Source organism: Nocardia yamanashiensis NBRC 100130 (genome assembly GCF_001613325.1).
Classification (GTDB): domain Bacteria; phylum Actinomycetota; class Actinomycetes; order Mycobacteriales; family Mycobacteriaceae; genus Nocardia; species Nocardia yamanashiensis.
The window spans coordinates 19479-36794 of record NZ_BDCD01000036.1 but is presented as its reverse complement, the minus strand read 5'-3'; the positions used below and the strand labels follow the sequence as shown (position 1 = coordinate 36794).

Here is a 17316-nt window from a genome sequence, read left to right as displayed (position 1 = left end):
CCGCACCAAGTTTCCCTATGCGAAACACTCGAATGGGTTCGCGGCGTTGACTATCAGCACACCATACTGCGATGATCGCCGAGTCGGAAAAGATGTTTCCCACAGAGAAACTGGAGCGCGACCGTGGCGGACGCAGACCTGCTGATCAAGAACGCGCGCGTGGTGCGTCCCGATGATCCGTCCACCGACGACCCGGCCGCCGTCGACATCGCCGTCTCCGGCGGCGTCGTCACCGCGGTCGGACCGAATCTGCCGGTGGCGCGGGCGGACCGGGTGCTCGACGCGGACGGCCTGCTCGCCTTCCCCGGCGTGATCGACGCCCACCAGCACTGGGGCATCTACCAGGATCTGGCCGCCGACACCGACAGTGAGAGCCGGGCCTGCGCGCAAGGCGGGGTCACCACCGCCCTCACGTATATGCGCACCGGCCGCTACTACCTGAATCGGGGCGGCGCGTACCGCGACTTCGTGCCGGAGGTGCTCGACCGCATGGCCGGACGCGCCTTCGTCGACCACGCCCTGCACCTGGCCCCGATGACCGCCGAGCACATCGCCGAAATCCCGTCACTCGTAGAAGAATTCGGCGTCACCTCGTTCAAGATCTTCATGTTCTACGGCGGTCACGGCCTGCACGGCCGCTCCGCCGATCAGGCCGACTTCCTGATGATCCCGGCCACCGAACGCTACGACCTGGCCCACTTCGAATTCGTCATGCGCGGAATCCAGCACGCCCGCAAGCGTTTCGGCCCCGGCCTGTCGCTGTCGCTGCACTGCGAGACCGCCGAGATCATGGCCGCCTACACCGCATTGGTGGAACAGGATCCCACCCTGACCGGCTTGCGCGCCTACAGCGCCTCGCGCCCACCGCATTCGGAGGGCCTGGCCATCACCATGGCGTCTTATCTCGCGCACGAGACCGGTCTGGCGAACATCAACCTGCTGCACCTGTCCTCGGCCAAAGCGGTCGCCGCGGCACTCACCATGGCGAAGGCCTTCCCACAGGTCGACTTCCGCCGCGAGGTCACCATCGGCCATCTGCTGGCCGATGTGGACACCGCGCACGGAATCGGCGGCAAGGTGAACCCGCCGCTGCGCGAACGCCCGGACGTGGAGGCCCTGTGGCGGCACCTGCTCGCGGGCGAGATCGACTGGGTGGTCAGCGATCACGCCTGCTGCCGCGACGAACAGAAGTTCGGCCCCGACCGCGACGACGTGTTCGCCGCCAAATCCGGCTTCGGCGGCGCCGAGTACCTGCTGCCCGGCCTGGTGGGGGAGGGGCGCAAGCGCGGACTGCCGCTCTCGCGCGTGGCCGCCCTGACCGCATGGAACCCCGCCCGCCGCTACGGTCTACGCGGCAAGGGCACCGTCGCGGCCGGCTTCGACGCCGACATCGTGCTGGTCGACCCGGACGCGCGCTGGACCGTGCGCGCCGCCGATTCCGAATCCGCCCAGGAATACACGCCGTTCGAAGGCTTCGAGATGACCGCCCGCGTCACCGACGTCTTCCTGCGCGGCCACCGCGTCTTCGGCGACGGCCGGGTGCAGGGCGATCCCCGCGGCCGGTACCTGCGGCGCGACCCGGCCTGAACTTCTACGAACGGCCCGCGATCGCCCCCCGCCCGCGCTGCGATCGCTGGTGCCGCGCTGCCGTCGCGGCACATCCTGAAAGGCTGGTCCAGTGGTTTCCCTCGCCCTGATATTGACCGGCATCTTCGAACTCGGATGCGTGGCCCGCATCCCGCGCGGCGACCGACCCGCGCACTCGATACCCCTGGCCCTGGTCGGGCTCGGATTGGCCTACGACTCACTCGTATTCGGCCTCGGCACCCTCCTCGGCGCTGGCGAGCCACTCCACACCCTGAGCACCTTCCGCTTCATCGGCCACGCCGTACTGACGCCACTGCTCGCGATGTGGGTCACCGCCAACCTGCTCGGCTGGCCGCGCGCCCGCGCCCGACTGCTCACCCTCGCACTGCTCGCTTGGGGCGTCCTGGCCGACCTGCCCGGCCTGCACCTGGAACCCCGCGCTTTCGCCGACACCCTCCGCTACACAGCCACCGCCCACGCCGGTCCACCCATACCCGCCCTTGTCGTCAGCCTGCTGGTATTGATCGCGGGAATCCGCCTGTGGCGCAGCGCCAACTGGCCGTGGCTCGCCCTCGCGGCCGTCCTGCTCATCGGCACCGCGGCCGCCGCCGCCCTGCCCCCACTCGGCAATGCCGGGGAAGCGGTCCTCCTGGCGGCTGTCGTGGCGGCAGCCAGGCGTAGCGAGGTCGGCGTCGCTCGCACCGGGGAACGCCTGCCATGAAATCCCGACCTGCGCGGTGCCAAGACGTGCTGGACGGCGGTATCTCCCGGCGCGTCTGTGCAACGCCGATCGCGGTCAGGGCACGAGAGCGGTTGTGGCAGAGAGGAAATCGCGGCCCGCGATGGTGACCAGATGCGGCTGTCGCAGGCGCACGGTCCGCGCGCGCTGCTCGAGCTCGAATTCGCCGGCCGCGAGCACATTGCGAACCCAGTCGCTGTGTCGCCCGTAGTTGACCGCGATCAGCAGTTCGTCGCCGCGCCAGGTGGTGCCGACCGGCGTCCGGTAGGACCGGCCCGAACGCCGGCCGATATGAACGAGATCCGCGTGCCCCGGGATCCGTGGCGCCACCGTGCGGAACACCGGATTGGTCAGGCGCCGGTTGAATCCCGCCAGCATGCGCATGAATCGCCTTCGCATGGACTCACGGTAACCCGGCCGCAGCGGACCCGGTGGGCGGCGCTCGAATCGGATCGCGGCGTGATATCGGCGATAATGGCCGGATGACGCAGAGCAAACAGGCTCGGAGCGGTCCCGGCCGTCCGGCCGGTACCGATAGCACCGACACCCGGGCCCGGGTGATCGAGGCCGCCATCCAGTGTTTCGCCCGCTACGGCTACGGTCCGGCGACCAACAGCCAGATCGCCGCCGAGGCCGGGGTGACCGCGGGTGCGGTGTTCTATCACTTCGGGACCAAGCGGCAGTTGTTCGAAACCGTGTGCACGGACGTGTACGGGCGAATCATCGACAACACGCATCAGCATCTGACCGAGCCGCTGTCGGTGCGGGGATTGCTGCGGGCGCTGCTGGAATCGTCCATGCGGATCAATCACCAGTATCCGGAGCTGGCGGGCTTCGTCGCCACGGCGCCGATCGACGCGCGACGCTATCCCGAACTGTCCGAACCGTTCTCGGCGGTGAGCGAGCGCATGACCGAAGGGCTGTCGGATGCGGTGCGGCTGGGACAGTCGGCCGGATTGATCCCGGCGGACCTCGACCCGAGGGAAGTGGCGCGCCTGGTGAGTGCGGTGGTGGACGGCTTCGCCCATGCCGCCGCGGCGACCGACCCGATCGCCATGGACCGGCTGACCGAACTGTTCGAGACGCTGTTGCTCGAGTCGGGGCGATAGGTTCGCCGATCATCCTGCATCCCAGCCTTTTTCGCCGATCCATGGCATCGCATCTTGACCCGGGCACGGACTGTTGTTAGAAATTAATTGTCCAGCTAGCTAATACGGGCGGTGTGTCGATTCCGCGCCCGGCGGCAAGGAGCGTTCATGGATCTCGATCTCGAGGGCAAGCGCGCCCTCATCACCGGAGGCAGCCGCGGCATCGGCCTCGCCATCGCCCGTACCCTGCTGGCCGAAGGCGCCTCGGTGAGCCTCTGCGCCCGCGGCGCGCGGCAGCTCACCGAGACCGCCGAGAAGCTGTCCGCGCAGGCCAGAGGCTCGGTGTACCACCGGGTTCTGGACGTCGCGGACCGCGCGGAGCTCACCGCGTTCGTGCACGAGACCGCCGAAGCCCTCGGCGGTCTCGATATCGTGGTGGCCAATGCCTCGGCATCGGTCGGCGCCGACGACAAGTCGTGGGAGCACAACTTCGCCACCGATCTGATGAGCCTGGTGACCCTGATCGAGGCGGCCACCCCGTACCTGACGGCCGGCCGGGCCGGCGCGGTCGTCGCCATCGCCTCCACTTCGGCACTGGAGGCCGGCATCCTGCCCACCGCCAACAGCTTCGGCGCGTTCAAGGCGGCCATGTTGCAGCATGCCGCCGCGAAGGCGAAGGAGCTTGCGCCCCAGGGGATCCGGGTGAACTCGGTCTCGCCCGGCCCGGTGTATTTCGAAGGGGGCGTGTGGGAGCAGATCAAGCACGGTATGCCCGAGCTCTATCAGGGCGCGGTCGCCGCCACCGGGCTGGGCAAACTGGCCTCCGCCGAGGATGTGGCCAATGCCGTGGTGTTCCTGGCCTCGCCGGCGGCCGGGCAGGTCACCGGCACGAACCTGGTGATCGACGGTGGCTTCACCGATCGCTTCGAGTTCTGAGCCGGACGGCGCCCGCCGCATCGAGGCGGTGCTGATCTGCGGCGGCCAGTGGCACGACTTCGATTACGCGCGACGGTGTCTGCTCGCGGAACTGGCGGCCTTCGAGCGGGTGCGCACCCGGGTGTTCGAGGACTACGCCCGGACCGACGCGCTCGACGCCGCGGACGTTCTGATCACCTATACCTGCAACCGGGTGCCCGATGCGGCACAGAGCGCGGCCCTGGCGAGGTTCCTGTCCCGCGGCGGCCGGTGGCTCGCACTGCACGGCACCAATGCCGCCGTCGTGCGCAATCCGCCAACGGCCGCAACCCTTTTCAGCACGCCGCCGATCCCGGACGAGGTCACCGAACTGCTGGGCAGCCGGTTCCTGGGTCACCCCCCGATCGCCCCGTACACGGTGACCCCGACCGAACCGGAGCATCCGCTGGTGCGAGGCATCGGACCGTTCGAGGTGACCGACGAGCTCTACATCAGCGAGCTGCGGCCGCCACTGCGGGTGCTCGCGCACACCCGATTCGTCGGTGAGTCCACCGGATTCGCCGACGGCCACACCACCGTCGACGAACCGCGCCCGGTGCTCTACCTGAAGGAACACGGCCCCGGCGCCGTCTGCTATTTCACCCTCGGCCACTGCCGGGGCCGCTTCGATCTCCAGGATCTGGGTGTGCCGGACCTCGGCGAACCCGATCGAGGCAGCTGGGGCGTGCCCGCGTACCGCACCGTGCTGCGCCGCTGTCTGTCCTGGGCGGTGCGGGCCGCGATCGCGTAATAGCGCGGTTATCGGTGGTGAGCCGCTACAGATGCAAGGTGAGCAGCAGATGATCGCAACGGCTCCGGCACTGCGCGGTCATCGGCAGCTCGTGCGCGCGTTCGACCAGGCGCGTCGCGATTTCGCGCAATTTGAGATTGGTTTCCTGTGAACGCCAGCGCAGGACCCTGAACGCCTGCTGTTCGGAGAGCGAGTAGACCAGCATCAGCATCCCTTTGGCCTGCTCGATGACCGCGCGCTGTTCGATCACCACCGGCAGGGTGTCGTTCAATGCCTGGCGGTGCTGGTCGGCGAGGACGTCGGAGACATCCACCACGAACCCCTCGGTGCCGATCACTTGCTCCGACTCGTCGGTGATCGGCCGCGACACCACGATCACGTGGTGCACGTCGCCGGCGCGGTCGACGATGCGATGCCGGCTCGAGAACGGCCCGTGGTCGCGCACCGACGCAACGAACTCCGCCTCTACCCGTCCACGGTCCTCCGGATGCTTGTGCGACAGCAGCAACTCCGTGGTCGGCTCGGCTTCCCCGGGCTCGTACCCGTGCAGCCGCGCGACCTCGTCCGACCACTCCCAGCGCTGCTCGCCGAACCAGAAGCGGAGACTGCCGACCTGTTCGGGCACACCCGCGGCGACCACCTGTTCGACCGCGTCCTTGACCGGTCCGTTGAGCTCCATCACCCGAGTATGCCCGGCACGTCGGTTAGCGACGTCCGATACCGGCCTTCACGCCGGTTGCGCCAGTCGCGGGGTGAAGGTGCCGTGGAAGGTCAGCGGCATGTGGTGGCGCAGGCGGCCGCGGTAGAGCGGTTCGGCCGACAGGTCGCGGGCGTCGAGGACGAGCAGGGAGGCGGGGTCGCCCGAGCGCGGCTGGGTCAGTACGAGCAGCCAGCCGTCGTCCTCGGCGCCGGGGCCGGGGCGGGGCACGAAGATGGGTTCGTGGGCGGCGGTGTCCTCGGGCAGCCGGTGCAGGGATTCCTTGCCGGTGTCGTTGTCGATCTTGGCGATCGCGCTCGGGTGCGGGGTGCCGTCGGCGCCGGCCGCCAGGTAGACGTAGCGATTGCGGCGGCTCGCGTACGCCGGATGATAAGCGGGGAAGTCGCCTTGCAGATCGGAGACCGGTTCGTGAATCACGCGGCCGGTGGGGGTGATTCGCACGCGCATGAGTTTCCCGCCGTAAGGTTTGGCGCCGGTGAGGCCGGATTGCGCATTACTGAGCTGGCCGTTGAGTTCTGCCCAGGTGGCTTCGTAGTTCAGCAGTTCGACGACGGTGTCGCTGCCGTCCTCGTAGGTGTTGGCCAGGTGCAGGTGCATGAGCGCGTCGGTGTGCAGGATGCGGGGTTTGCCGCCGTCACGGGGCACGAGGCCGATCATGGTGCCGCGCCGGGCGTCGTAGTCGATGGCCTCGATGAAATTGCGCAAGGCCAGGCCCGCGCCCAGGAACTTGCGCAGCGGGAACACCAGCGGCGGGATGACGAACACCAGATGCCGGTCGGTCAGGCCCATATCGTGATTGAACATGGGCGTCGGCAGATCCAGCCGGCCCAGTTCGTGCAGCCGCCCGGTGCGGTCCACGCGATAGCAGGCCAGGCCGGGGCGCGGGAACATGGCCAGGCCGAAGTTGTACATATCACCGGTGCGGTTGTCCCACTTGGGATGTGCCGAGAACGCGCCGATCCATCTCAGGCCGCCGTCGAAGTCGTGCACGCCGAGGGTGTCGAGGGTGTCGGGGTCGAGTTCGGTGGGCCGCCCGCCTTCCCACAGCGCGAGCAGCTTGCCCGCGTGCACGGTGACGCCGGTATTGGCCACATTCGCGGGGAATTGCAGCGCGTTGGTCAGCAGCCCGCCCGGGCGCATGGTGCCCAGTGCGCGATAGGGCGCGCCGTGCGCGGTCAGGGACTTGCGGTAGTGCTCGGTGCGGACGAACCGATTGCGGAAGTGCAGTACGCCGTCCCCGATGGCGTACATGGACAGCATGCCGTCGCCGTCGAAGAGATGGCCGAGCGGCTGCCCGCCGGCCTCCATCTTGCCGGGCCCGTTGCGATACATGGTGCCGCGCAGGCCCTCCGGCAGCGCACCGTCGAAATCATGGACCGGATAATCGAATTCGTCGTAGAGCGGAATGTAGTCGCGTGGGCGTGCGGGGGCGTCGGCCGGACCGGACATGGCCTCTCCTGAAGGTTTGACGGGGCCGCCGCTCAGGCGGTCGTGGTGGCGGGCAGGGACGCGGCCGGATGCACCCGCAGCGTGCAGGACAGGCCGGGCAGGTGCGGATCGAACTCCAGCGGCATCGCCGAGTGCGCGTCGAACACGCGCTCGCAGGCGGCTTTACAGCCCATCAGGCACGAATTCACCTGCGCCCGGGGTGAGGACACCGAGGTGTGCATGGCGCATTCGGGGATCTCGTAGACGAGGGTGCCGTCGGCTTCCTCGCCGACCCGGTGGATGGGCCCGACCAGGAAGGTGGCCACGCTCACCCCGGCGTCCATGACCGCCGGGTACAGGCGTCGCGGCACCAAGCGGACCGAGCCGAACGCCGGCAGCAGATAGCGCAGCCAGCGCCGCAGCCGCAGCGATACCGCGCCCGCGACCAGGTCGGTGACCTCCTCGGCGGGCAGTATCCTGGTCAATTCGGTACTGGTCCATTCGAGTTCGCGCACGAACTGCCCGTAGCGCCGCTTCCAGGACCAGCGCGGTCCCTCCAGCAGCCGATTGCCGGTGCGCCCGGCGGCGACGGCAGTCCAGCCGGCGTCCACGGCGGCGCGATCGTCGGCGACCACGCGCAGCACCGGCAGCAGCACCCCTTCGGGCACGTCGCCGACCTTGGCAAGCATGGATCGCATGATCAGGTCGTCGCGTACGGCGGTGAGCGTGCGGGTGGGCTTGGTTGTGTTCATCTTTCACCTCTCGGATCCGGTGGGGGCGCCGTCAGGGGATGTCGACCTCGGCGGCCTTCCAGTGCCCGTCGACCAGGCGCATGGTCATGACGATGCGGCTGCGGTCGATGCGGGGATCGGGCATCTCGGTGTTCGTGACGGTCTGATCGACGAACAGCAGCACCACGACCTCGTCGGCGGCGGCGGATTTGATCGCCGATTGCAGCACCACACCGGAACCGGTCGCCTTGTGGTCGATCAGCAGCTGCCGCAGCTGGGCGCTGGATTTGGTGTAGGTGTCGCGGAATTCGCCAGTGGAGCCGTCCAGGACGGCCTGGAAATCGGCATCCAGCTTCGTGGTGTCGACCGAGGTCAGGGTGACGGCGTAGGCGTTGGCGGCCTGCAGTGCGGCCGCAGCGGCCGTGTCGACCGCTCGGTCCTGACGGTAGTGCCAGCCGTAATAGCCGGTAGTGGAAGCCAATCCGAGGATCAGGAGCACCGCGACGATGGGCAGCGCCCGGCGGGTGCGGGCGGATCGCAGCACACCGGCAACCCTGCGTATCGGCGTCGCACCCCGCTCGCGCGGCGCGCTCTTCGCCTCTTCCGCTGCTTCCGGAGGCGAATCCGGCTGGGGCTCTTCGGTTTTCTGCTCGGCCTCGGCTTCGGTCGCTACCTCGAGGACATCGGTGGTGTCGGGCATGGCACTCCTTCGCGGAAACTAATTGCCCCGGCGCGTCGGCTCGGATTCGGGCGGCATGGTGGGCCCGCCGTAGGGCAGGGGGATGGTGTGCGGTCCGATCGGCGTCGGATCGGTGCGCTGCATCGGGTCGTATCCGGCCGGTGGTCCGGCGGTGTCGTCACCGGGCGGCCGGGGCGCGTTGCGGGCCCCGCGCACCAGTTGGCCGGGATCGTCCTGGGCGCAATAGGTGTAGAGATACGGTTCGGGATAGTCCGGCTGGAATGGCACATCGCGCGGATGCTCGTAATCGCAGAAATGCCGGAAGTACAAATTGGCGACCGCCCACACGCCCCCGTCGTGCATGATCGAGGCCGCCGCGTCGAGCACCGACCCCCGGTCCTTGCGCAGCAGTTCGGTGAGCGCGGGCACCCGCACATACGACAGCTGGGCCACGGTGGCGAGATTGCCGAGCAGCGCCACCATGGTGGGCGAGTTGTCGGCGATGATCGCGTCCATGGTGCGCAACGCGCCCGGCGCCAGGTCCAGCAGCTGATTCAGCCCGCCGTCCCGGGCGCCGACGGCATTCAGCGTGGCGGTGAGATTCGCGGTGGCCGAACGGATTCCGTCCGCCGATGCGCCGATCATCTGGAACACCGGCCGGCTGCTGCGCAACAGGGTCATGGTCTGCGGCAGCACCCCGTCGAGGGTGGACATGAGCAGGCCCGCACCCGACAGCAGATCGCGCAGCTTGTCCGGCCCGTCCGGCCCGACGCCGAGCTCCTGCACGACGGCCCGCAGTTTCGCCGGATCGGTCTGGGCCAGCACGCCGTCGATATTGCCGAGTACCCGCCACAGCGGCGCGGGGGTCGAGGTGCGGTCCTCGGCGACCTCGCTGCCGTCGCCGAGCAGCGGCCCGGCAGTGCCCGACGGCGTGAACTCCAGGTACTGCTCACCGGCGGGGGACAGGCCCGACACCCGGATCACGGTGCCGTCCCGGGGAATTCGCGCACCGGCGTCCACCCGCGCGACGGCGAGCACCCCGGTGCCGGTGAGCTCGACCGAGGCGACCTTGCCGATCGGCACCCCGCGCAACGTGACGTCCTGTCCGGCCAGCAGCCCGCCGGATTCGGTCAACCGCACCCGGATGGTCATCTGGCTCGCGAACGGGTCGGTGCGCAGCGCCCCGAACAGAATGTAGCTACCGGCCACCGCGACCAGCACGAACTGCGCGAGCGAGGACAGCAGCAGTCGATGACTGCGCACCACCCCGGCGGTGCGCACCAGCCAGCGGGCGGGCGATTCGAGACTGCTCATCGGCCACCGCCATACACGCGATTGCCCAGCTGGGTGAGCACGAACGCCAGCGAGCCCGCGAAATTGGCCCAGTCCGCGGATTCGGGCAGCCGGAATGCCGGATCGGCCAGGTGGGCGGGATCATCGACCGGTCCCAGCACCACCTGCCGCAATTCCACATCGGCGTGGGCGGCATTGGCGCTGAAGAACTTCAGCGTCGGCGGCAGCACCCGCAGCAGATTGGCCATGGTGACCCGGGGATCGACGGCGGATTCGTTGAACGCGCCGGCGAGCACGTTCATGTCGTGCACGATGCCGCGGGTGTCGGTGCCCTGCAGCGCCGGGAATTTCGCCAGCTGCGCGGTCACCGCCGAGATGCGGTCGGCCAGGTCCACGATCTGCGCGGTGTTCTCCGCGATCACCGTCAACGCCGGTGCGGCCGAGGCGAGCACTTCGTCGATGGCATCGCGCCGGGCATCGAGGGCGTCGGCCAGCGCCGCCGTCCGGGTGAGCACCCCGCGCAGGTCCGCGGAGCGGGCGGCCATGGTGGACAACAAGTCCCGGGAGCGGCCGATGAGCGCGGTGAGCCGGTCGCCGCCGTCGTTCATGGCCTCGCCCATGCCGTTGAGCACCCGGGTCAGATTGCGGATGACGCCGCCGTTGACCAGCAGGGTGGTGGCCGACAGCACTTCCTCGACGGTGGCAGCGGTGACCGTCGATCCGATCGGGATGGTGTCGCCGTCGCGCAGCGTCGCCGCGCCGGCGGTGCCGGCGGGCGGCACCAGGGAGACGAAGATATCGCCCAGCGGTGTGGCCGAACGCAATTCGGCCGTGGTGCCCGCCGGCAGCCGCACGCTGTCGAGGATGCGCAGCGAGACCACCGCCGTGTAGTCGCGCGCGGTCATGGACTCCACCTCGCCGACATCGGCCCCGGCCACGCGCACCTTGGCGCGGTCGGGCAGATTGAGCGCATTGCCGAACACCGCGGTCAGGTGGTAGCTGGGCCCGCTGACGCCGGGCGCGGGCAGCGGCAGATCCGCCACGGTGACCGCGCAACCGCTCAGCAGCGCCGCGCACACCGCCGGCACGGCCGGGGCGAACCGGCGGCTCACCGGTTCATCCTGGTCATGGCCCCCAGCACCGAGGTGATGCCGAAGTCGGGGCCCATATCGCTGAAAGTGCCGGTGGCACAGCCGAGCTGACGCAAGCCCAGCAGGTTGCACACCTCCTTGGTCATGGAGCTGTCGAAGAACACCGAGTCGAAATGCCCGCCCACCCGCAGGTACCCGTTGCGGGTGTCGATGGCGCCGAGCACGTTGTCCACCGCGAGCGGGGCCACATCGAACACCTCGGCCAGCTCCCGCCGGTAGTCGACCAGCGCGCGGGTGAAGGCTTCGCTGCTGGCCACGGTGGCGCGCAGTTCGTCGCGATGGTCGGTGAACAGGGCGGTGATCGCGGCCAGCACCTCGTTGAGCTGCCGTCCGGTGCTGCCCTGCCCGAGCTGTTCCTCGGCCAGCACATCGCTCAATTGCCGGACGCCGGAACCGAAGTCGCCCAGCACCTGCTGATTGCGGGCGGCGGCATCGACCAGTGCGCTCATATTGGTGACGATGGCGGTCAGCGATTCCGCGGTGGCCTGCCCGCCGTCCGCGCCGGTGCGCAGCGCGTCGGCCAGCCCGCTGAGCGCGGTGCGCAATTGCGGCCCGCTGCCCGCGGCCAGGGTGGCGGTCGAGTCGAGAATATCGGCCACCGGGCCGCCGCCCTTTCCGTCGCCGCCCAGCGAACCGCCCAGCTTCTCCACCATTTGCAGCACCCGGTCGAATTCGATCGGGGTGCGGGTGCGCCGCAGCCCGAGCACCGCGCCGTCGCCCAGGGTCGGGCCGCCGGTGTAGGCCGGGGTGAGTTCGACGTGGCGTTCGGTCAGGATGGAGGTGCCGACGGTCACGGCCTGCACCGAGTCGGGAATCTGCACTCCCGCATCGACTTTCAGCACCACTTCGACGTAATCGCCCTTGGTGGTGATCTGTTCGACGGTGCCGACGGGCATGCCGAGCACGGCCACGGCATTGCCGCGATACAGCCCGATGGCATTGTCGAATTGGGCGACGATGGTGCGCTGCCCGCCGCCGGACCGCGCGGGCAGCAGGGCGTAACCGGCCGCGCACACGGCCAGGGCCAGGGCGAGCAGCGCGGCGATGCGCGGCAGGCGAGGTCTCATCGGCAGTCCTTGAAGTATTGGAAATGCTCGGGCCAGTCGGACTGCTCGGCATTGGCGCTGATCGCGCACATCCAGGAGTCGATCATGAGTCCGCCGGGGAGCAGGAAGTCCAGGTACGGGCCGGAGCCGGTGGCATTGGCGATATTGCGGATGGCGAGCGGCAGCGCCTGGAACATATTGCGCAGCAACGCGTCGTGATCGCCGATCATGGCGGTCATGGCGCGAATATCGGTGAGCAGCTTGTCGATATCGCCGCGATTGCCGACCGAGACGTCGCGGGCGGTGCTGACCAGGGCGGTGGCCGCGTCCAGTAGCCGGGTGACGCCGTCGCGGCGGCTCACGACCTCGCGCACCAGCGCATTGCCCTGGCCCACCAGGGCGGCCAGATCGGCCTGCTGGTCGGTGAGGACGCCGGTGACGCGCGCGGTATTGCGCAGCAGCGAACCGATCTGATCGCGCCGGTCGGCGATCATGGCCGACAGGTGCTGCACATTGGCCAGCGCCTCGGGCAGCACGGCCGGCGTCTCGCGCAACTGCGCCGACAACGCCCGCATGGATTGCGCGAACCGGTCGGCGTCGACCTGCTCGAAGGTATTGGTCGAATCCTGCAGCAGCTTCTGCAGGTCGTAGGGAACGCTGGTGCGCGCCAACCGGATTCGCCGATCGGCGAGCTCGCCGGTACCGGCCGGTTGCAGCGTGACCTGCCGGGCGCCCAGCACCGAGGTGAGTTTGATCGCGGCCCGGCTGTCCGCACCCAAGCGCACCTCGCCGCGTACCTTCATGCGCACCAGCACCCGATCCCCGGCCAGTTCGGTGCCGCTGACCGTGCCGACCGGCACCCCGGCCACCGTCACCTGATCGCCGGAGCGGATCCCGGCCGCCTGCCCGAATTCCGCGCTGTATTCGACCTGCCCGACGTGCAGGGTGGTCACCAGCGTGGTGGCGGCCACCGCGACCACCAGGGCCAGCAGCGCCAGCCCGCCGAGCCAGGCGGTGTCGAAGGACTCCAGGGCGCGCCCGCGCAGCACGGGAATCCGTGTGCCCCGCTGGAACGTTCGGATCCGGTCGCGTGCGGTTCGCAGTTTTGTTGCCATGGGTGTCACCTGCACATTGCCGAGTACTTGCGCTGCCCGCCCGGCGTCGCGCCGTCGACGATGGCCGGGACGATCGGGGTCAGGAAGTCGAGGATGGTGAAGTTGAAATCGCAGGCCTGCGCGCTCATGGCGGCGCTGTCCCCGGTGATGCGGGCCAGGCCCTTGAACACGGCGGGCAGGTTCGCGCCCAGGGTGGCCATGCCGTCCGGATTGCCGACCAGAGTGGCCAGGAATCCCGGTTGGCGCGCGAACAATTGGTTCAGATCCGGCGCGGTCCCGGTGATCACCCGCGACAGCTGCCCGACCACTCCGGCGATGGCGCCCGTCGAGGCGACGAGCTCACCGCGGCGCGCGGCCAGCCCGTCCACCACGGTGCGTACCTGGGCGAGCGTGGTCTGCAATCGCGTGCCCTGCTCGGCCAGATCGGCCATCACCCGGTCGAGGCTGACAATGACCTTGCCGAGCAATTCGTCCGGCCCGGCGACGGTCTGGGCGAGGGCGGACGTCTCGGTGATCAGCGTGGCCATGGCGCGGGTGTCGCCCTGCAGGGCGTCGATGAGCGCGGTGGACAGATTGCCGCGATTCTTCGGATCCAGCAGCGTGAACATCGGTTCGAAACCATTGAGCAGGTTGGTGATATCGAACGACGGCTCGGTGTGCTCGACCGGAATCATGGCCCCCGCGGGCAGTTCGCCCGGCTGCCCGAAATCGGCCAGGGTGAGGCCGAGATAGCGCTGTCCGACAATGTTCTGGTACACCACCGAGATCCGGGTATTGCCGTACACGTGCTGCTCACGCTGGACACGGAAGCGCACCTCGGCGCGATCGCCGTCCAGGTCCACCGAATCCACCCGCCCCACCCTCACGCCGGCGATCCGCACATCGGATCCGGCCTTGAGCCCGGACACGTCGGTGAACATCGCGGTGTAGGTATTGGTCGGCCCGGGCACATCGCGCCGCAGCGTGACGAAGATGGTCCAGGTCAGCGAGAGACATATCGTCAGGAACGCGGCCAGCCACAGCGCCTGCCGCCGCACGGGGTTCACCGCTGGCCCCCGCTCTCGCCGGGCTGCGCCGCGCCGGGGACGAAAGCCGCCGGGGGAGTGGGGTTTGCGAGCGGTCCCAGCAGGATCCGTTCGGCCGCGGTGGCGGGCACGGTAATGCCGTCGGGCGGCACATAGGCGCGCGGATCGGGCAGGCCCGTGGTTTCGAGGACCGGGGTGGTCTCCGGCGCGGTATCGCAACTGGGGCCGCGCAATTCTCCGTAGACCGGGCAGTCGGCGCGCACGTACATGCGCAGCGGAGTCAGCGACACCACCAGTTTGAAGCTGAACGCCAGCTTCTCCCCGGTGCGGGTCCACAGCTGCTCGAAGAACTTGTCCACCACGGTGTTCAGGCGCAGCATGACCGCCGGATACTCCGAGGAGCCGTCGGCGAGCACGCCGATCACCGGCGTCAATTGCGTGGTGATGCCGATCAGTTCATCGGTGTGGTTGTCCATGGCGGTGCGCAAGGTGTCGACCGTCGCGCCGGTGCCCGCCAGCAGCGCGGTCAGCTCCTGCTGCCGCCGCGCCACCGTGCGCATCGGGGCGACCGTGCTGTGCAGCGCGTCGACCAGGTCGGGAGCGGTCCCTTCCAGGGTTGCGATGGCCTGCTCCCAGGTGCGCAGCGTGGCCGGACCGGTGTCGGCGATGCTGAGTGTGTTCATCTCGTCCACCACCCGGTTGAGGCCGTCGACCGCGGCGGTCAGCGTCACGCCCTGCCCGGCGGTGGCATCGGCCAGAGTCCGCACCAGGCCCAAGGTCTGGTCGGTGTCGGTGCGGCCCACCGCGTTCAGCAGTTCCCGGATCTTGGCGAGGGTGCTCTGGAACAGCTGGGTGGGCAGCGTGTGATCCTCGGTGATGACCGCGCCGTCGCCGATGGCCGGTGCCGGGCCGTTGTCCACCAGCTGCACCGTCGAGACCGCGAAGGCGTTGCCGGGCACGATCCGAGCGGTGACGGTGCCCGGAATCCCCTGCGCGTATTGGGGTTTCAGGTCGATGTGCACCACATTGGGTTCGCCGTGCCCGGCCGGGGTCACGGTGCGCACCATGCCGACCAGCACGCCCCGGAACTTCACATCGGATTTGGCGGGCAGCCCGTCGCCGACGCTGACCAGCCGCGCGGTAACGCGGACCTTCGGATCCAGCCGGCCCTCCGATTCGGCCAGCAGCAGCTGGGTGGCCGCCGTGCACAGCACCAGGAACAGCGCGCCGGTCACCAGCAGCAGCCGGGTGGACGGCCCCCGGCCATCGAGTTCGAAATCATTGCCCCGCACCGTGTCTAACCTCCGAGCCGGCCGCCGGCGTCGATGCCCCAGAACGCCATGGTCAGCAGCATGTTCAGCACGGCCATGATGGTGATGCTCGCGCGCATGGCGCGCCCGGCCGCGATGCCCACGCCGCGCGGGCCGCCGGTGGCGTAGAAGCCGTAATAGCACTGGATGGTCGACATGACCGCCACGAAGACGCACACCTTGACCACCGCGAACACGATGTCGCGGCCATTGAGCATGAGCGAGAAATAGTGCAGATAGGTGCCCGAGCCCTGACCGCTGGAGACGAACACCACCAGCTGGCAGACCAGGAAGTTCAAGGCCAGGCAGGCCACGAACAGCGGCAGGATCGCCAGCGCCGACGCCAGCACCCGGGTGGTGACCAGATACGGAATCGGCCGGATCGCCACCGATTCCAGCGCGTCGATCTCCTCGGAGATGCGCATGGCCCCCAATTGCGCGGTGAACCGGCAACCGGCCTGGATGCCGAAGGCCAGCGCCGCCATCAGCGGGGCCAATTCGCGTACCGCCGCCAGCGAGGTGATCAGCCCGGTGGCCGGGCCCAGCCCGAGCAATTGCAGCGCGTTGTACCCCTCGATGCCCACGATCGCGCCCGCCGCCCCGCCCACCACCAGCACCACGCCCGCGGTGCCGCCGCCGACCACGATGGAGCCGTTGCCCCAGGTGACATCCGACAGCAGCCGGAAGAACTCTCTCGGATAGCGGCGCAAGGTGATCGGCACCGCGGCCACGGCGCGGAAGAAGAAGGCCACCATGTGCCCGATGCGCGCCAGCTGCCGCCGGATCGCGTGCGCGCCGGTCAGCAGCGGTCGTACCCCGGGCGCGGTGTAGGTCGCCATCGGTCAGAAGCTCGCTTTGGGGAAGAGGATCAGATACAGCTGGCTGATCAGGACATTGACCAGCATGAGCAGCAGAATCGACTGCACCACAGCGGCATTCACCGAATTCGCGACCCCCGACGCGCCGTGCCGGGCATCGAGGCCCTTGTAACACGACACCACCGCGACGATGACGCCGAACACCGTCGCCTTGATCAAGGTGAGCACCAGATCATCGACGGTGGCGAAGGAAGCGAAGGTGGAGGTGTAGCTGCCGGGGGTGCCGCCCTGCAGCATGACCGTGAACCCGTAGCCGGCGAGAAAGCCGATGAAGCAGGTGAATCCGGTCAGTGCGACGGCCACCACCACACTGGCCGCCAGCCGCGGCACCACCAGGCGGCGGATCACCGACACCCCCATCACCTCCATGGCGGCGGTCTCCTCGCGAATGGTGCGCGAGCCCAGATCGGCGCTGATGGCCGAGCCCACCGCGGCCGCCATCAGAATGGCGGCCACCAAAGGCGCGCCCTGCCGGATGACCGCCAGGCCGTTGGCGGCCCCGGCGAGTGAGGTGGCGCCGAGTTGCCCGGCCAGCAAACCGAATTGGATGGACAGCGTCACCGCGATGGGCACGGTCACGAACAGCGTCGGCACCACGGCGGTACGCGCCATGAACGTGGCCTGCTCGACGAACTCGCCGAACGGGAAGCGCCGCCGCGCGATATCGAGGAACAGATACTGGCAGCTGCGCACCCCGAGCACGAACTGACCGCCCACGGTGCGCAGCGCGGCGGCCGGATGCCGGTCGGCATAGCCGCGCGACCAGCGCGCCAGCTGCTGGGTCGCGCTGTCGGCGGGCGGGCCGGATTCGACGGTCACGGGT

General features: G+C 69.1%; 18 protein-coding genes. 5 read left to right on the top strand and 13 right to left on the bottom strand.

The genetic code is table 11. From position 1 onward, the window contains the following. Nucleotides 1-123: 123 nt before the first annotated feature. Together NY1_RS34375 and NY1_RS34370 are read left to right on the top strand one after the other, a co-directional pair. Complete coding sequence (locus NY1_RS34375; protein WP_067721335.1) at nt 124-1587, top strand: dihydroorotase; 1464 nt, start codon at nt 124-126, stop codon at nt 1585-1587. A gap of 91 nt (nt 1588-1678) precedes the next feature. After that, nucleotides 1679-2308 (top strand): hypothetical protein, encoded by a 630-nt coding sequence (locus NY1_RS34370; RefSeq protein ID WP_067721334.1) that lies wholly within the window; start codon nt 1679-1681, stop codon nt 2306-2308. A 75-nt stretch (nt 2309-2383) separates the two neighbouring features. Here the strand turns inward: NY1_RS34370 and NY1_RS34365 are convergent, their stop codons facing one another. Next, nucleotides 2384-2725 (bottom strand): nitroreductase family deazaflavin-dependent oxidoreductase, encoded by a 342-nt coding sequence (locus tag NY1_RS34365; RefSeq protein ID WP_218028525.1) that lies wholly within the window; start codon nt 2723-2725, stop codon nt 2384-2386. A gap of 83 nt (nt 2726-2808) precedes the next feature. On the opposite strand from NY1_RS34365, the gene NY1_RS34360 reads away from it, so the two are divergent. The 3 genes from NY1_RS34360 to NY1_RS34350 all read left to right on the top strand — a co-directional run bounded on the left by NY1_RS34360 (nt 2809) and on the right by NY1_RS34350 (nt 5119). Then, nucleotides 2809-3435, top strand: coding sequence for a TetR/AcrR family transcriptional regulator (locus NY1_RS34360; RefSeq protein ID WP_067721332.1), 627 nt, complete (start codon nt 2809-2811; stop codon nt 3433-3435). Nucleotides 3436-3582: 147 nt separating this feature from the next. Then, nucleotides 3583-4350: an SDR family NAD(P)-dependent oxidoreductase gene (locus tag NY1_RS34355; protein WP_067721331.1), complete on the top strand. Its 768-nt coding sequence runs from the start codon at nt 3583-3585 to the stop codon at nt 4348-4350. Further along, entirely contained in the window at nt 4322-5119 is a 798-nt protein-coding gene (locus NY1_RS34350; protein WP_067721330.1) for a ThuA domain-containing protein, read from the top strand. Before NY1_RS34355 ends, NY1_RS34350 begins: the two co-directional genes overlap by 29 nt. A gap of 25 nt (nt 5120-5144) precedes the next feature. On the opposite strand, the gene NY1_RS34345 is transcribed toward NY1_RS34350, so the two are convergent. The 12 genes from NY1_RS34345 to NY1_RS34290 are packed head-to-tail and all read right to left on the bottom strand — an operon-like array spanning nt 5145 to nt 17312. Further along, on the bottom strand, nt 5145-5798 hold the full coding sequence (locus tag NY1_RS34345; protein ID WP_067721329.1) for a PAS and ANTAR domain-containing protein: 654 nt from the start codon (nt 5796-5798) through the stop codon (nt 5145-5147). A gap of 48 nt (nt 5799-5846) precedes the next feature. Beyond that, nucleotides 5847-7286 carry a carotenoid oxygenase family protein gene (locus NY1_RS34340; RefSeq protein WP_067721328.1) on the bottom strand — a complete coding sequence of 480 codons (1440 nt, stop codon included), beginning with the start codon at nt 7284-7286 and terminating at the stop codon, nt 5847-5849. 32 nt (nt 7287-7318) lie between these two features. Then, nucleotides 7319-8017 carry a hypothetical protein gene (locus NY1_RS34335; RefSeq protein ID WP_067721327.1) on the bottom strand — a complete coding sequence of 233 codons (699 nt, stop codon included), beginning with the start codon at nt 8015-8017 and terminating at the stop codon, nt 7319-7321. A 31-nt stretch (nt 8018-8048) separates the two neighbouring features. Next, complete coding sequence (locus NY1_RS34330) at nt 8049-8696, bottom strand: Rv1363c family protein (protein ID WP_067721326.1); 648 nt, start codon at nt 8694-8696, stop codon at nt 8049-8051. Between the two features lie 18 nt (nt 8697-8714). Beyond that, nucleotides 8715-9989: an MlaD family protein gene (locus NY1_RS34325; protein WP_067721325.1), complete on the bottom strand. Its 1275-nt coding sequence runs from the start codon at nt 9987-9989 to the stop codon at nt 8715-8717. Then, nucleotides 9986-11080: an MCE family protein gene (locus NY1_RS34320; RefSeq protein WP_169815443.1), complete on the bottom strand. Its 1095-nt coding sequence runs from the start codon at nt 11078-11080 to the stop codon at nt 9986-9988. The genes NY1_RS34325 and NY1_RS34320 overlap by 4 nt, the downstream gene beginning before the upstream one ends. Next, on the bottom strand, nt 11077-12186 hold the full coding sequence (locus NY1_RS34315) for an MCE family protein (protein ID WP_067721324.1): 1110 nt from the start codon (nt 12184-12186) through the stop codon (nt 11077-11079). Before NY1_RS34315 ends, NY1_RS34320 begins: the two co-directional genes overlap by 4 nt. Further along, on the bottom strand, nt 12183-13280 hold the full coding sequence (locus NY1_RS34310; protein WP_084535888.1) for an MCE family protein: 1098 nt from the start codon (nt 13278-13280) through the stop codon (nt 12183-12185). The genes NY1_RS34315 and NY1_RS34310 overlap by 4 nt, the downstream gene beginning before the upstream one ends. A gap of 5 nt (nt 13281-13285) precedes the next feature. Further along, complete coding sequence (locus NY1_RS34305; RefSeq protein WP_233434612.1) at nt 13286-14326, bottom strand: MlaD family protein; 1041 nt, start codon at nt 14324-14326, stop codon at nt 13286-13288. After that, nucleotides 14323-15597, bottom strand: a complete 1275-nt coding sequence (locus NY1_RS34300; protein ID WP_067721322.1) for an MlaD family protein — start codon at nt 15595-15597, stop codon at nt 14323-14325. Before NY1_RS34300 ends, NY1_RS34305 begins: the two co-directional genes overlap by 4 nt. Nucleotides 15598-15602: 5 nt before the next feature. After that, complete coding sequence (locus NY1_RS34295; RefSeq protein WP_067721321.1) at nt 15603-16454, bottom strand: ABC transporter permease; 852 nt, start codon at nt 16452-16454, stop codon at nt 15603-15605. Nucleotides 16455-16457: 3 nt separating this feature from the next. Then, nucleotides 16458-17312, bottom strand: a complete 855-nt coding sequence (locus tag NY1_RS34290) for an MlaE family ABC transporter permease (protein ID WP_067721320.1) — start codon at nt 17310-17312, stop codon at nt 16458-16460. Nucleotides 17313-17316 lie beyond the last annotated feature (4 nt).